The organism is Haloferax elongans ATCC BAA-1513 (assembly GCF_000336755.1).
In the GTDB taxonomy this organism is placed as follows: Archaea; Halobacteriota; Halobacteria; order Halobacteriales; family Haloferacaceae; genus Haloferax; species Haloferax elongans.
Map to the genome: position 1 here is coordinate 578340 of NZ_AOLK01000015.1, position 14032 is coordinate 592371.

Annotated in this window: 16 protein-coding genes; 8 read left to right on the plus strand and 8 right to left on the minus strand. The window is 63.5% G+C overall.

Annotated elements, in window-relative coordinates:
• Positions 1-38 precede the first annotated feature (38 nt).
• Together C453_RS09615 and C453_RS09620 are read left to right on the plus strand one after the other, a co-directional pair.
• Complete coding sequence (locus tag C453_RS09615) at positions 39-464, plus strand: CopD family protein (RefSeq protein ID WP_008324199.1); 426 nt, start codon at positions 39-41, stop codon at positions 462-464.
• Positions 457-966, plus strand: coding sequence for a hypothetical protein (locus C453_RS09620; protein ID WP_008324201.1), 510 nt, complete (start codon positions 457-459; stop codon positions 964-966). The genes C453_RS09615 and C453_RS09620 overlap by 8 nt, the downstream gene beginning before the upstream one ends.
• Positions 967-968: 2 nt before the next feature.
• Here the strand turns inward: C453_RS09620 and C453_RS09625 are convergent, their stop codons facing one another.
• From C453_RS09625 to C453_RS09635, 3 genes are all read right to left on the minus strand, one after another.
• On the minus strand, positions 969-1475 hold the full coding sequence (locus C453_RS09625) for a hypothetical protein (protein ID WP_008324203.1): 507 nt from the start codon (positions 1473-1475) through the stop codon (positions 969-971).
• A gap of 83 nt (positions 1476-1558) precedes the next feature.
• A complete protein-coding gene (menD, locus tag C453_RS09630) occupies positions 1559-3304 on the minus strand; it encodes a 2-succinyl-5-enolpyruvyl-6-hydroxy-3-cyclohexene-1-carboxylic-acid synthase (protein WP_008324205.1) in 1746 nt (581 codons plus the stop codon).
• A gap of 61 nt (positions 3305-3365) precedes the next feature.
• Positions 3366-4691 (minus strand): isochorismate synthase, encoded by a 1326-nt coding sequence (locus C453_RS09635; RefSeq protein WP_049907595.1) that lies wholly within the window; start codon positions 4689-4691, stop codon positions 3366-3368.
• Between the two features lie 272 nt (positions 4692-4963).
• On the opposite strand from C453_RS09635, the gene C453_RS09640 reads away from it, so the two are divergent.
• Positions 4964-5395, plus strand: a complete 432-nt coding sequence (locus C453_RS09640) for an ester cyclase (protein ID WP_049907621.1) — start codon at positions 4964-4966, stop codon at positions 5393-5395.
• Between the two features lie 47 nt (positions 5396-5442).
• On the opposite strand, the gene C453_RS09645 is transcribed toward C453_RS09640, so the two are convergent.
• Entirely contained in the window at positions 5443-6036 is a 594-nt protein-coding gene (locus C453_RS09645) for a sulfite oxidase-like oxidoreductase (protein ID WP_049907622.1), read from the minus strand.
• A 185-nt stretch (positions 6037-6221) separates the two neighbouring features.
• Here C453_RS09645 and C453_RS09650 point away from each other — a divergent pair, with 185 nt between their 5' ends.
• From C453_RS09650 to C453_RS09660, 3 genes are all read left to right on the plus strand, one after another.
• Positions 6222-6434: a ribbon-helix-helix domain-containing protein gene (locus tag C453_RS09650; protein ID WP_007540115.1), complete on the plus strand. Its 213-nt coding sequence runs from the start codon at positions 6222-6224 to the stop codon at positions 6432-6434.
• 58 nt (positions 6435-6492) lie between these two features.
• Entirely contained in the window at positions 6493-6771 is a 279-nt protein-coding gene (locus tag C453_RS09655) for a UPF0058 family protein (RefSeq protein ID WP_007540117.1), read from the plus strand.
• A 158-nt stretch (positions 6772-6929) separates the two neighbouring features.
• Positions 6930-8585 (plus strand): rhomboid family intramembrane serine protease, encoded by a 1656-nt coding sequence (locus C453_RS09660; RefSeq protein ID WP_008324216.1) that lies wholly within the window; start codon positions 6930-6932, stop codon positions 8583-8585.
• Between the two features lie 25 nt (positions 8586-8610).
• Here C453_RS09660 and C453_RS09665 read toward each other — a convergent pair whose 3' ends face one another.
• The 3 genes from C453_RS09665 to C453_RS09675 all read right to left on the minus strand — a co-directional run bounded on the left by C453_RS09665 (position 8611) and on the right by C453_RS09675 (position 10862).
• A complete protein-coding gene (locus C453_RS09665) occupies positions 8611-9237 on the minus strand; it encodes an METTL5 family protein (RefSeq protein ID WP_008324217.1) in 627 nt (208 codons plus the stop codon).
• Positions 9237-9632 (minus strand): hypothetical protein, encoded by a 396-nt coding sequence (locus C453_RS09670; RefSeq protein WP_049907623.1) that lies wholly within the window; start codon positions 9630-9632, stop codon positions 9237-9239. The genes C453_RS09665 and C453_RS09670 overlap by 1 nt, the downstream gene beginning before the upstream one ends.
• A 246-nt stretch (positions 9633-9878) precedes the next feature.
• Positions 9879-10862: a lamin tail domain-containing protein gene (locus tag C453_RS09675; RefSeq protein WP_008324219.1), complete on the minus strand. Its 984-nt coding sequence runs from the start codon at positions 10860-10862 to the stop codon at positions 9879-9881.
• Between the two features lie 141 nt (positions 10863-11003).
• Between C453_RS09675 and C453_RS09680 the strand changes: the two genes are divergently transcribed.
• On the plus strand, positions 11004-11954 hold the full coding sequence (locus C453_RS09680) for a transcription initiation factor IIB (RefSeq protein ID WP_007540126.1): 951 nt from the start codon (positions 11004-11006) through the stop codon (positions 11952-11954).
• Positions 11955-11963: 9 nt separating this feature from the next.
• On the opposite strand, the gene C453_RS09685 is transcribed toward C453_RS09680, so the two are convergent.
• Complete coding sequence (locus C453_RS09685) at positions 11964-13607, minus strand: flippase activity-associated protein Agl23 (RefSeq protein ID WP_008324221.1); 1644 nt, start codon at positions 13605-13607, stop codon at positions 11964-11966.
• 112 nt (positions 13608-13719) lie between these two features.
• On the opposite strand from C453_RS09685, the gene C453_RS09690 reads away from it, so the two are divergent.
• Positions 13720-14007 (plus strand): hypothetical protein, encoded by a 288-nt coding sequence (locus C453_RS09690; RefSeq protein ID WP_007540130.1) that lies wholly within the window; start codon positions 13720-13722, stop codon positions 14005-14007.
• The last annotated feature ends 25 nt before the right edge of the window (positions 14008-14032 follow it).

Consider the following 14032-nt stretch of genomic DNA (forward strand, 5'->3'; position numbering starts at 1 on the left):
CCCATCGTATTTGACTGTTCCCTTACAATTATTAGAGAATGTCCGCCGCTTCCGCCCTCCTCGTTCGGTTCGTCCACATCGTCGGAATGACGATTCTGTTCGGGGGTGCAATCGGCGCGTGGGTCGCAACACGGACGACCAGCGACCGCGGTATCGAACTCGCAGCGCGCTACGAGTGGATATTTTGGGGCGCGATGGGCGTCATAGTCGTCACCGGCGTCGGAAATCTCGGGGCGGTCGGGCCACCGGGACCAGAAACGACGTGGGGACTCGTCCTGACCGTCAAACTCGCTCTCGTCGTCGTGTTCGTCCTCGGGTCGTTCGTTCGGACACTCGTCGTCTTGGGATGGCTTCGCGCCGCGACCGTGACGCCCGACGCGACTTCGCTGCGCACCCTGTATGCGGCGACTGCCGGATGGCTTCTCGTGCTGGTCGCGTTCGCGGAGGTGCTCGCCCATGGCTGACGCCGACCGACTCGAAACGTGGACCATAACGACGGTCAACGTCACGCTCTTGAGTCTCATCGGTGTCTTCGCAGCGCACACGAGCGGCGTGCTCACGAATGCACTCTCTGGCTTCGGGACGCTCCCCGGCGTGGCCGTCTTCACCTATCTCTGGGTCGTCGTCTGGCTCTCGACGCGCTGGGCAGTTGCCGACGGCGGCCTCGACAGGATTGCCCGTGAGGACTCGGGCTTTCGGTCACTCGTCCTTCGCGGCATCGCCGGCGGCGCAGCAAGCGGCGTGGTGTTCGTATTCGGGATTCTCGTCACCGCGTTTCTCGCCAGCGTCAGTCGCGGCGAGTTAGAACTGACTTCGTTCGCACTGTTCGGTCTCTTCGGCGGCGGGGTTTCGGGCGTCGTCGGCGGCGTTATCGGTGGAGTTTCGGTCGTCCTCGACGCCGCAGTCTACCTCGTCGCCACGCACGTCGGTCCGAAACAGGATGGCGAGTCAGCCACAGAGTCGTAGCCTCACTCACGGAGCGGTCCAAGTGGACTCGTCAACCACGACGCGAGGCCGACGAGGACACCCGTCGAAATACCTGCAAGCAACCCGACTGCGCCGTGAAACGCCCCGTACGCGACGAGACTGCTCACGACGAGTCCGGTCGTGAGTGACCGGCGACGACCCAGCGACGTGGGATAGCCGGGAAACGTGAGACGGGAGAGCATCCACACCGCGATGGCTGCTGGCGGGAGGAGGAGCATCGGGACGAACGACTCGAGAATTGGGCGCGCAGAGAGAAGGCCGTCGCCGAAGAAGAGACAGGCACCAACGACGGCCGCGAGCGTCACCCACCGTTGGAGTTCGGTCGAATAGCCATTGTCAGCGATGTCGGAAAGTAGCAGGACCGCAACTGCGGTGGAGACACCGGTGAGAAGCCCGGCGAATGGATCCAAATACGGAGGAAGCGAGAGTACGACCGGCAGCAACCCGGCGACGACTGCAGTAACGTAGGTGGTTCGCGTGGAGGGCATACGACCACGATGAAATCCGTGGCTAAAAAGTCAGTCGGTTGACGTGAAGAGAGAAGGGAAAGGGAGTGAAGAACGACCGAGACTCAGTCGGTCAGCGCGTCTACGACTCGCTCTCGCAGGTCGTCGCGCACGCGGTGAGAGTCCTTGGCGTCGGTTCGGACCTCGATGACGTCGGTCCCGACGCTCGCCACCGACTCGGCGTACGCGTCGCGGAAGTCGCCCATCTCGACCGAGTCGAACGAGAGGTCGTACAGGTCTTCGGTGGCCTCGAAGTCGAGGCCGTGGGGCGTCTTGAACTGCTCCGTAAACGGCGGTTCGAACTCCTCGATGGGGAGCATGTGGAAGATGCCGCCGCCGTCGTTGTTCACGAGGACGATGGTCGCGTCCACGCCGAGGCGACCAAGCGCGAGCAGGCCGTTCATGTCGTGGTAGTACGCGAGGTCGCCGGTCAGGAGCGTCAGGTGGTCGGTCGTCGCCGACCCGGCACCGAGCGCCGACGAGACGATACCGTCGATACCAGACGCACCGCGGTTCCCGAGGACAGTTCGTGCCTTTGTCGAGGGACGAGCGAAGCGGTCGAGGTCGCGGACAGGCATCGAGTTCGAGACGAAGACGGTCGATGGCTCGGGTGCGAGTTCGGCCACGTCGGCCGCAACGCGCCCCTCGAACGCGCCAGTTTCGGCATCGACAGCGTCCCAGTGTGTCTCTTCGGCGTCGGTCCACAACTGATTCCACTCCGAATCGGGCCGGTTGCGGACGAGTTGCGAGAGTCGCCACGCGAGCACCGAGGGTTCGGCCTCGACGAGATTAGTCGCGGTGAACTCGGCTTCTCGCCAGCGACCCGCGGGGTCGACGAGATACTGTCGGGCGTCGGTCCGGGCGAGGTACTTTCTGAGAGGCTTCGAAGTGGGGGACGCGCCGATTCGGACCACGGCTTGGGGGTCGGGCCAGTCGTCGGTGACGCGCTCGTCGAGGTAGGCGTCGTAGCCGCCGAGGACCGTCGTCGTTCGGGTGTGTCCGCCAAATCGGAGTCCGGAGAGCGGGTCGGCGACGATGGGGAACCCTGTCGCGTGTGCGAGCGCGGCGATTGCTTCGGTGTTGAATCCTGGCGAGTCGGCCGGGCCAGCGACGATGAGCCCGCGGTCGGCGGTCAGTTCGTCGGCGAGTTTTCGAAGGTTGTCCTCCGAGAGCTCGGGGACGCCGCCGGTCGTCTTGACGTACGGGTCGTCGTCGCGGCCGTCGAGTGCCTCGCGCGATAGCCCGTTCGGGATGTCGTCTTCGACGGCGGTCGGTTCGAGAGGTTTCCGAAATGGGAAGTTGAGATGGACCGGGCCGGAGTCGGCACCAGTCGACTCAGAGAGTGCGCGGGACGCAGTCGTCCTGAGACTCCGGAGTTTGCGCTCTGTCGCTTCCGGTTCCGGCATATCCTTGTACCAGCGGACGGCGTCGCCGTAGAGTTTCTCTTGGTCGATGGTCTGGTTCGCGCCACTGTCACGGAGTTCTGGCGGGCGGTCAGCCGTGAGGACGAGCATCGGGACTCGAGATTGGGACGCCTCGATGATTGCGGGGTGGAAATTCGCCGCCGCAGTGCCGGAGGTACAGACGATGGGCGTCACCTCGCCGCTTCGGCGGGCGCGCCCGAGCGCGAAGTAGGCCGCCGAGCGCTCGTCGAGGTGTGAAAACGTCTCGATGTCGTCGTGGCCGTCGAACGCCTCCGTCAACGGTGTCGAGCGACTGCCGGGTGCGATACACACCGCGTCGATGCCGGTGCGAGCCAATTCGTCGACGAACGTCCGTGCCCAGAGGGCGTTTCGATTCGGTGCTGTCATCTCGTCTCGTGTCGATAATCTCGTCTCAGTCGTCGTCTCAAAGAGCGATACGGCGGGCCGGCTACGCCTCGCGTTCGAGTTCGTCGAGGATGGGCCGGTACTTCAGTTGTACTTCGTCCCACTCGGCGTCGGGGTCGGAGTCGGCGACGAGGCCGACCCCAGCGAAGAGTGTCGCCAGCGAGTCGTCGACGACCGCCGAGCGAATCGCCACGGCGAAGCTCCCGTCGCCGTCGGCGTCGAACCACCCGACAGGTGCCGCATACCAGCCGCGGTCGAAGGGTTCGGTCTCGCGGATGACACCGAGCGCATCGGCCGGTGGCAACCCACCGACTGCGGGCGTCGGGTGGAGTGCGTCGACGAGCGAGAGGACGTGCTCGTCGCGTTCGAGGGTCGCGTCGATAGGCGTCCAGAGATGCTGGACGGTCGCGAGTTTGCGAATCCCGCGCTCGCCGACGCGAACCTCGGCTGAGAGCGGGTCGAGTTGCTCGCGAATCGTCTCGGCGACGAGTTCGTGTTCGTGATTGTCCTTCTCGCTCGCGAGGAGTTCGTCAGCCAACCACACGTCTTCGTCGTCGGTGTCGCCGCGGCCGGTCGTTCCGGCGAGCGCGCCAGTCGCGATATCGCGCCCGCGAAGCGAGACGAGTCGCTCGGGGGTCGCGCCGAGGAAACTGGCCCCCGTCGCGGGTTCGACGAGGAAGCGATGACATTCAGGGTACGTCTCGCCGAGGCGAGCCAACAGGTCCGGCACCGACGCCGGGCGGTCGAGTTCCACGTCGAGTGCTTGCGCGAGGACGACCTTTCGAAGGTCGCCAGCGCGAATGCGCGATACGGCGGTGTCGACGCTCTCGCGCCACGCGTCGAGCGACGTCGTTCGGTGTCGACTGACCACGCCGGGCGGTCCGTTGGGGCCGACAGCAGAGAGCGCGTCGAGGTCTGCCCGGACCTCGTCGAGGCGGGTTTCGACCGCATCGGCGTCGGCACCGGCGTCGCTGACCGTCAGCCACACCTCGTCGTCGTCGAAGACGAGTTGGACTTCGGGGACGACGAAGCGCGCCGCCGGGAAGTCGCCCCACGGGTCGCGGCCGGTCGCCGCCTCGTGGAAGGCGAGACCGCCGAAGAAGCGCGGGCGGGCGACAGCGGGTGCCTCAACGTCTGCACCGTCGAAGAGTTCGGTCGCCTGCTCGCGGACGCGCGAGAGACGGTCCGGGCCGTCTGCCTCGACAGTGACGGCGGCACCCCCGCCGACGACTGTCGGTTCGTCGGGAGCAGTCCACAACGTCCGCGGGCGAGAGACCGCCATGAGGGCCGCTCTGACCGACGGCACAGACAGTCGAGCCGACCTGCTGACGAGGGATGTTGCCACCTCGTCGGTCCGCAACGGTTCCATCGCACGAGGCTCAGGACCGGGGACGCTTGAAACTCTCCCTTCTGTTCCGATAGCTGACCACCTCGTGCGCATACACGTACACTGTTCAACAGATTCGGGCGTCGATACGTGTGACAGAGAGAATTTAGTTCGGAGTAATCATTCAGACAACGATTAATATGTGATAACATGTCACACACCAAAAGTCTAGACGGCGTCCGTCACGGAGAGAAGACACAGCGAAGATGCAGGCGAGCGTGGTCGGGACGAACGTCACAGAGGAGAGGGAGCCAATGGCAGCAACAGAAGAAACAAACAAACAGCTCGTTCGACGGTCGAACGACGAAATCTGGGGAGACGGAAATCTCGACATCATCGAGGGGTACGTCGCCGACGACTACGTCGAACACAACGCCGCGTCACCCCAGACGATTCACGGGCCAGAAGGGTACAAAGAGAACGTCCAGATAGTTCGGTCGGCGTTCCCGGATTTGGAAGTGACCACGGAGGACGTAATCGCAGAAGACGACAAAGTGGTGACTCGGTACACGCTCAGAGGAACACACGAAGGAGAACTGATGGGCATCGAACCGACCGGGAAGACCATCGAGGTTCAAGGAATCAGCATCGGGAGATTCGAGGATGAAACGGTCGTGGAGGGCTGGTCAGTTATCGATATGATGAGTATGATGCAGCAACTCGGCATCGTCGAAACACCCGGCTAGTGGGTCGACGGTGACTCACCTTTTTCCAGTGGACAAAGAGGCTAGAATTAGCTATACCGCTCTTCGTTCCACGGATTCGCCGTGTTCGAATACCCGCGCTTCTCCCAGTAGCCGCGTTCGGGTTCCGTGAGGAACTCGACGCCCGTCACCCACTTCGCGCCCTTGTAGGCGTACTTGTGCGGCGTGACGACGCGAAGCGGGCCGCCGTGGTCCGCAGGCAGGTCGTCGCCGTCGTACCCCCACACGAACATCACTTCGTCGCGCATGCACTCGTCGAGCGGGAGGTTCGTCGTGTAGCCGTCGAGCGCGTGGAACATGACGTGGACCGCGTCGTCTACGACGCCCGCTTCCTCGGCGAGCGTCGGGAACGTGACACCCTCGAACTCGCAGTCGAACTTACTCCAGCCAGTGACGCAGTGGAAGTCCTGAACCTGCGTCTCGGAAGGAAGCGACTGGAACTCATCGAACGAGAGGTCGAGTTCGGTTTCGACCGCGCCCCAGACTTCGAACGACCACGTCTCGGGGTCCCACGACGGCGTGCCACTCTTCGAGAGGACCGGGAACCGCTGTGTCTCGCGCTGTCCCGGCGGCAGGCGGTCTCCATCGAACTCTTCGTGGAGGTGCGTGACGTTCTTGCTCATGGTCGCTTCTTCGACCCGACGCACCTATCTGTACCGACTCGGAGAGACGGGACAGTTCGGTATTCGAAAACGAACGTCCACCGATAGTAAAAAGAAGCATACCAATCTGTAACCAACGCTTCGGGAATCCGAATTGTCCCCCCGGCAGACTTAAATACGGCCCTTTCAAACCGTCGGACGTTCAGATGCCGAAAGTAGAGATCACCGTGCCGGAACACCTGGAGATGCAGATCGTGCAGCTCGTCGAACAGGGGGAGTTCGTCAACCGCGACGAGGCAATCGAGGACCTCCTGTCGACCGGAATTCGTGCGTACAAGACCAGCGGCCCGATGTCGGACGACGACCGGGCCTACGAAGACGACGGGATGATGGGTCACGAAGACGAGTACGTCTTCTGAGCCGAATGACAGCCCGCCCCAATAACTCTTAAACCACCGTCGCTCCTAAGCAACCCTCATGCACAAGGACGAACTGCTCGAGCTCCACGAACAGATGGTTATCATCAAAGACCACTTCAAGTCCCGCAACCACGTCGACGACACGCTGTTCGACCCGTACGACGAACTCGGCGTCGAGCCGTCCCACGTCCACAAATCGAAGAGCGAACACAAACACGCCGTCTTCGTCCTCGGGAACGCCCTCGCCACCGCGATGAGCGAAGACGAGTTCTCCAGTGCCGGCCGCGTCGGAAAGCGTATGGAAGAACTCGCCGACGACGCCGAAGGAAAGATCTGAACGGGTCTCCCCGCTCGCAGCACTGCCCGCCGCCGGCATCAGTCACACCAGAACCGACTGCCGGAGCTCACTTTCGTCCACTTCGTGCTTCGCGGTAGCACGAGACACGATTTTCCCACTGGTTTCTTAACCCCTCGTTTGCTGGTGACTGGTAGCAAATGCTCGACATCCCCGGTTGGGTTCCGTTCCACCGGCTTGCGGTCGTCTTCGCACTTCTCGTTGCTATCGGAGCGCTCGCGTTCGTCGACCGGCCCAGCCGTCTCACAGCCACGCTTCGCCGACGCTTCCTCTTCGGGGTTCCGTGGGGCACGCTCGTCACCATCGGTGGCGTCCTCGCAGTGTACCTCTTCTTGCAGGACGGCCGGTCGTCGTGGTATCGACCCATCGTCATTCCGTTCCGGGCGTGGTCGTACTTCTACCCACTCGGGATGCTCAGCGCACCGTTTTCACACTCGAGCGCCGGACACCTTATCGGTAATCTGATTGGGACGCTGACGCTGGCCCCCGTCGCCGAATACGCGCTCGGGCACTACCCGAGGCGACGTGGGTCGACCTCGTTCGGGTCGCTCCGCACCAACCCCTACGTTCGCGCCTTCCTCCTCTTCCCGGCGGGCGTGTTCGTCGTCGGACTCCTGACCTCGGTGTTCGCGCTCGGCCCTGTCATCGGGTTCTCCGGCGTCGTCTTCGCGTTCGGCGGGTTCGCGCTCGTCACGCGACCCGTCACGACCATCCTTGCACTGTTCTCGGGTCGCGTCGTCCGTCTGTTCTACGACGCGATGCTTTCGCCGGAAGTAACCGCTACGGCCCGCCCCGTGTTCTCGACGCCGTGGTGGGCACAAATCGCCCTTCAGGGGCACGCGATTGGGCTTTTGTTCGGCGTCATGCTCGGCATCTGGGTCCTGCGTCGTCGCGACGGAACCCAACCGACGGCGATGCGAAGCTTCGCCGCAGTCCTCCTGTTTGCGGTACAGGAGTCGATGTGGGCCGTCTACTGGTTCCGCGGGTCCGAGACGTTCGTCCTCTTCCGTGCCGTCGGCTTGGCACTCGTCATCATGTTGGCGATACTCGTCGCGCTCACCGTCGCCTCCTCTAACCGCCCGATTCGAGCGAACGCACCGACCGGGTCGGTCGGGTCCGCGCGACGGTGGCAAGTCGGGGTTGCCGTGCTCCTCCTTGCAACGTCGGCACTCACGGGACCGGCGATTCCAGCCAACATGTTCACGGCCGCGTCCGACGACCTGCCCGGCGAACGCGTCGAGGTGAGAGATTACGAAATCACCTACGTCGAAGACGTTCCGAACGGGCTGACCGCCGCGTTCGACATCGAACTCTTCGGAGAGTCGACGACGACGAACACGTCCGGCGTCGTCGTCAAGAGCGAACAACGTGGTATCTGGACGACTGCAGTCTCGAAAAACCGACTCGCGTTCGACGGGCGGTCGGTCGTTAGACTCGGCGGCGTCGGCTGGCGCGACGAGGCCGTTGCCGCCCGCGATGGCTACGTCGTCATGGGCACGGGAACGTCCGCGTACCGCGTCTTCCTCGCGACGGAAAACGAGACCGTCCTCGCCCACAAAACTGGCCCCGTACAGGCTGAACCTGTCGTCGCCGGACGCAACATCTCTGTCGTCCCGACGGACGCGGGCTACGACCTCCAAGTTTCGTCAGATCGAGGGACCGTCCGCGGACCGATGCCCACAGCGAACGTCAGCACGACCCTCGACAACATCCGCTTCGTCAGACACGAGCAGTTCATCTTCGCGGAGTATCGAGGGACACGCGTGCGAGTCGCGCGGGAAGAAACGTACAACTAAAACAGAGCACAGCGGGACGACCGCGTTACCACTCGATTCTGAACACTTCGGCGTCGAGTTCTCGTCGCTCGGCTTCGTGGAAGTCGAACTGGTGGTCGAGGTCGAAGGTCGCCCGGAAGGCGTCGGTCACGTCGGCACCGGCGTCGTCGGCGAACGCCTCGATGAACTCCTTGCTGCCTTCGTTGTGGACGGAGTAGGAGACGTCGGCGAGCGACGCGATGGTTTCGAGGAACGCGCGGTCTGCGTGCGCGTTCTCGTTTTGAGCACCGAACGGTGGGTTCATCAGGACTGTCACCGGTTCGCGTTCGGAGAGACACAGCGGGAGTCTCGTCGCGTCGCCGCGGACCCAGTGAACGGGAGCGCTTGCGCCGACGCGACGAGCGTTGTCCACGGCGGTTTCGAGCGCGTCCGCGTCGAGTTCGACGCCGACGACACGCGCAGGAGACCGGAGGGCGGCACCGAGGGCGAGCATTCCTGTCCCGGTCCCGAGGTCGACGACCGTCTTCCCGTCGACGTCACCGCGGAGGTCGGCGAGATGGACGAGGTGCGCCGCGAGGTCCGGCGGCGTGGGGTACTGTTCGAGGGCGACTTTTGGGTTTTCGAAGCCAGCGACTACCGCCAGTTGCGCCTCTAACGCGGCCTTGGTTGCCATCAGGTGTTCGTGCGGTGGCGAACCTCAAAAGCGACACCCTCGCGGTGGGCCCGTTCTTCGAGGGCGGCCAGCGCCGACTCCTCGTCGTCCGGGCGACACGACCGGGCCACGTCCACGACGATACGCCCGGAACCGAGGAACGACGCCGCGCGCACGTACTCACGCAGACGGTCGGACTCGGACTGAATCGCCAGCGGGTCGTCTTCGCAGAACTCCGCTTCGACGACGAGTTCGGCCGGAAGGTAGCCTTCGTCGGCGAGTCCGGCTTTCAGGTCCCGAAGCCGCGATGGGGCGGTCGAATCGAGGTTCGACGCGTCGAGGACGACGGGAGTGAGGTCGGTCGAGCGGGAGGTCGAGAGCGCTGCTTTCACGTCCGAGGTGTCGTGGGTGCTCATGTCGTCCACACATATTCTCTAGTTATACATATAACTTTGTGAATGCACAGTAGTAATATTTTGGCAGAGTAATTCGCCCGATATTCGGCTCAGTCGGCGCAAAACGGCAGGCTAGAGACTAATGAGGGCGCAGGCCGAAGTTATTCCGGGGGTCACACGCTTCACCCCCATTCCCCACGGCGGAGTGTGGAGTCGCACAACACCTTGGGGGAGCTTTTCCAACGCGTGGTTGCACTGGAGTCGCGCTTACTGATACGTGTACGTGGCCACCGTCGAACCCGACGAGTTAGTCACAGTCACCGTGTCGCCACCGTTGTTCCAGACCGCACCCGAGCGCCCCCAGTACACGTCTGTTTTGGTATCCGTCCCGGACCCGGTGTAGAGCGTGAGCGTCTCTCCAGCAGGGAGTTCGGTTCCCTCGGCGAACGTGTACGACGCACCGGCCGCGTCCGAGACAGTCCACCCCGAGAGGTCGAGCGTCTCCGTGCCACCATTTCGGAGCGTCACGTACTCTCCGTTGAGATTGTCGTTGTCGTTGCCGGGTGCGTCGGCGACGACGTCGATGCCGAGTCCGTACTCGTTCGTCGCGGTCGTCCCTTCGGCAGCACCACCTTCGGTCGCACACGTCCACAGGCCGACACCGCGCTCGCGCGCATCGCGTTCGGCTCGTTCGTACCGCGCGCGCTCTTCGAGCGAACTCTCGTAGAACCGCGCGTGTCCCTCGGCGAGCAACTCGTAGTTGAACTCCGTGCCGTCGACGACGACGTAGGCGAGAATCCGACCGTAGTAGCCGCGTTCGCCCGCCTTTTCGTCGTACCGAAGACCAACCGTTCGGTTCGACAGGCGCGTTTTTGCGAAGTCGCTGGCGTCGTGTCCCGCCTCGCGGAGACAGGCCTCACCCGCCTCGGTCTCAGGAACACCTTCGAACTCGTCGGGCGTGTTCGACCCGTACACCTCCGGCGTATCGACGCCGAGCAACCTGACTGTCTCGCGCGCACCGTCCGGCATGACGACTTTAATCGTGTCGCCATCGACAACTTCGACGACTTCCACGGTCACGTCGCTCTCTGCTGGGTCGGCCCTCTCTGTGAGTGTCGTCGGGGTCGGTGTCGTCGTCGCGCTCGTCGTCGTCCCCGGTGTGGTATCTGTCTGACCAATTCCACCGCCGAGACATCCCGCGAGAACCGCGAGAATCACGACAACGAGTGTCGCGGTAGCACGTCTGACCATCCGATTCACCGTTGGTCAAGGAACATTATAAGTAGGTGAGTCAGACAGGTCGACCGACACGAGAGGCGAATCGCTAGACAGCGCGCTGTATAATATTTCTGATACAAAGGTTTAAATTCGAGCTCCACCAGAAACCTTTTAATGGAACGTCCGAGCCGGCAGCGTCAACGTGAGGAGGCAACGGCACAGGAGGACGAGCAACTAAGTTGCCCGGAGTGTGGGTCCGACCAGGTCGTCACCGATGCAGACCAGGGGGAACTGGTGTGTGACGACTGTGGTCTCGTTCTCGACGAGCGTCAAATCGACCGTGGTCCAGAGTGGCGTGCGTTCAATCACTCGGAACGCCAATCGAAGTCTCGTGTCGGTGCCCCGATTACCGAGACGATGCACGACCGTGGGCTGACGACGACCATCGACTGGAAGGACAAAGACGCATACGGACGGTCGCTCTCTTCGGAGAAGCGGTCGCAGATGCACCGCCTGCGTAAGTGGCAGGAACGAATTCGAACGAAGGACGCTGGTGAACGAAACCTGCAGTTCGCACTCAGCGAAATCGACCGCATGGCGTCGGCACTCGGCGTTCCGCGGTCGGTTCGTGAAGTCGCGTCGGTCATTTATCGCCGCGCACTCAACGAAGACCTGATTCGCGGGCGCTCCATCGAGGGAGTCGCCACATCGGCACTCTACGCCGCCTGCCGTCAGGAAGGTATCCCGCGCTCGCTCGACGAAGTCGCGGAGGTATCTCGCGTCCCGCAAAAAGAGATTGGACGAACATACCGATACATCTCGCAGGAACTCGGGTTGGAACTCAAACCCGTCGACCCCAAACAGTTCGTCCCTCGTTTTGCATCCGCGCTCAATTTGTCCGAAGAAGTCCAGTCCAAGGCCACCGAAATCATCGACGTCTCCGCAGAGCAGGGCCTGCTCTCGGGGAAGTCGCCGACCGGGTTCGCCGCGGCAGCCATCTACGCGGCATCGCTTCTCTGCAACGAGAAGAAGACCCAGCGCGAAGTCGCCGACGTCGCGCAGGTGACCGAAGTCACCATCCGAAACCGGTACCAAGAACAAATCGAAGCGATGGGCTTCCGCTAACGTCCGTCGTCAGTTTTTAACGAACACCACGACACTCCGCCCCCACAGGGCTGTGTCGTATTCGTGCGCAACGTACCCGTCAAGCAGTGGCGCTATCGTTCCGCGCTCGGTCGCTGGCGCGATGACGACTGGGGGAACGTCCGACATCCTCCGTAGTTCGGCCGCGTTCGCAACCGAGCGAGTGTCCGCTTTCTCGCGAGTGACGTACCACGTGACGGGTAATCGCTCACCCCACGAGTCTGGCACTGGCGGGTAAGCGTCAGCCGTGTCTGCGACGTACATCGAACTGCCGTAGTAGAGGACGTCCACGCCCGCGTCGTCTGTCTCCCCAATCCAACCCGACACGTTCTCCCGGAACGATGCGAACTCCGCGTTCGGTTGGGCGTAGTGGGCGAGGTCGGTGTCGCGTTCGCTCGGCCCGTACACCTCGCTGGCGGCGACTGCACCGGTCTGAGCGAACAGTGCACCGAAAATCAAGACCGCGGCAGCGACACGCGCGGTGTCCCTCGCGTCGAACGCACGCTGCCCCCATCGAACGAGCGCCGCCAGTGCGACAGCAGCCGGAAGTGCAAGTGGGACGGCCACGTGCACGCCGAGCCACGGAGCCGAAACCTCCGAGAGCATCGGGACGAACACCAGCGCCGTCCCGGCCCAGTACGCACCCACAGAGACGAGTGTACGCGGTCCGGTTGCAGCGTATCTGTCCACGAGGAACGCACCGAGCGCCAGTATCGACAGCGGGACTGCTGCGACGGCGAGCGTGCCGAGGAGGTCGCCGAGATAGGGGAGGTACTCGTGGGTGTAGTGCGGGTATCGGTGAACGACGCGGACGCCGACGAGTCGCCGAACAGAGCCGAAAAGCGCCGCATCGAGCGCTGACAGTATCGTTCCCGGCGTGTAGAGACCGGCAGCGTCGGTCTCGCCCGCACGGGGGGCGAACGTGAACACGTACAGACCGACGAAGACGAGCAGCGCCCGGGCCGCTGGCGTCGCCGAGCCGCGAGCGCGTGCGACGAGTTCGCCCAGTCGAGTCGCAACCGGACGCGAGGAAGCGACGAGTGCGGCGTGGTCGAACACGAGGAGACCAGCGACGCCGAGACAGGCGAGCGCGACGATGCCGAAGCCCGAGGAGGCGACAGCGAGCGCTGCGGCCGCCGCGAGTCCATAGGCGTTCCATCTGCTGCCGCCGTCGAGGAGCCTAACGGCGAACCCGAGGACGAGCAGGGCAAAGCCCGCTGCGAGGACGTCACCGCGTGCGAATCGGCCGTAGTAGACGAGGAGTGGATTGAAGGCAAGAATCGCAGCGAGTGCGACGGTTTCGTCGTCGCCGAGTCGCCCTCGAAAGAGGAGCGCAGCACCGGGAAGCAGCGCTCCGGCGAGTGCGAACGGCAGACGGAGGGCGAAGTCGGTCGTTCCGAACAGGGCCAGCGACGGTCGGGCGAGGAGGTAGACGAGCGGGCCGCCAGCGACCGGGCGGTAGCTGAAGAATCCGGTCTCCAAATATCTGAGACTCCAGTAGCCGACTCGGGCTTCGTCCCAGTGGAGTGGCTGGGACCCGAGCGCGGCGAGGCGAACCGCGAGTGCGAGGACCACCATCGCACCGACGGCGAGCCCTGTGCGGTCGACTCGTCGTCGGAGGCGAGCGGGAATCATGGGGTGACGTGACACCGCGGGCGGCAAGGTGTTTTCGGAACAATCGAGCCGCTGTCGTCGTCCCACAGTCGCGTTCGAAAGCGTCATCCTACCGGCCCGGTAGGTGACGGATATGGCGCTCATCGAATCGCTTCCGCCGCGTCCGCTGGAAGCTTCCGAACTGACGTCGCTGAATCGGTCTGACGCGTTCGAACTCGTCGTCTCTATCGAGAGCGAAGAGCCGGCGCGCGGACTGCTGTTTGCGACCGCGTCGTGGGTCAAAGGAGTCGCCTACGACGACAGACAGGGATGGACGGTCGTCGACACCGTCGAACTCGACGAGGAAACCGCCAGAATCGACGGCCTGCAAGCCTGTGAGGAGGCGGTTCGTTCCTTCCACGACGACGGGAACGAGGAGTAGAACTAACTCCGCTGCTCCCCAAATA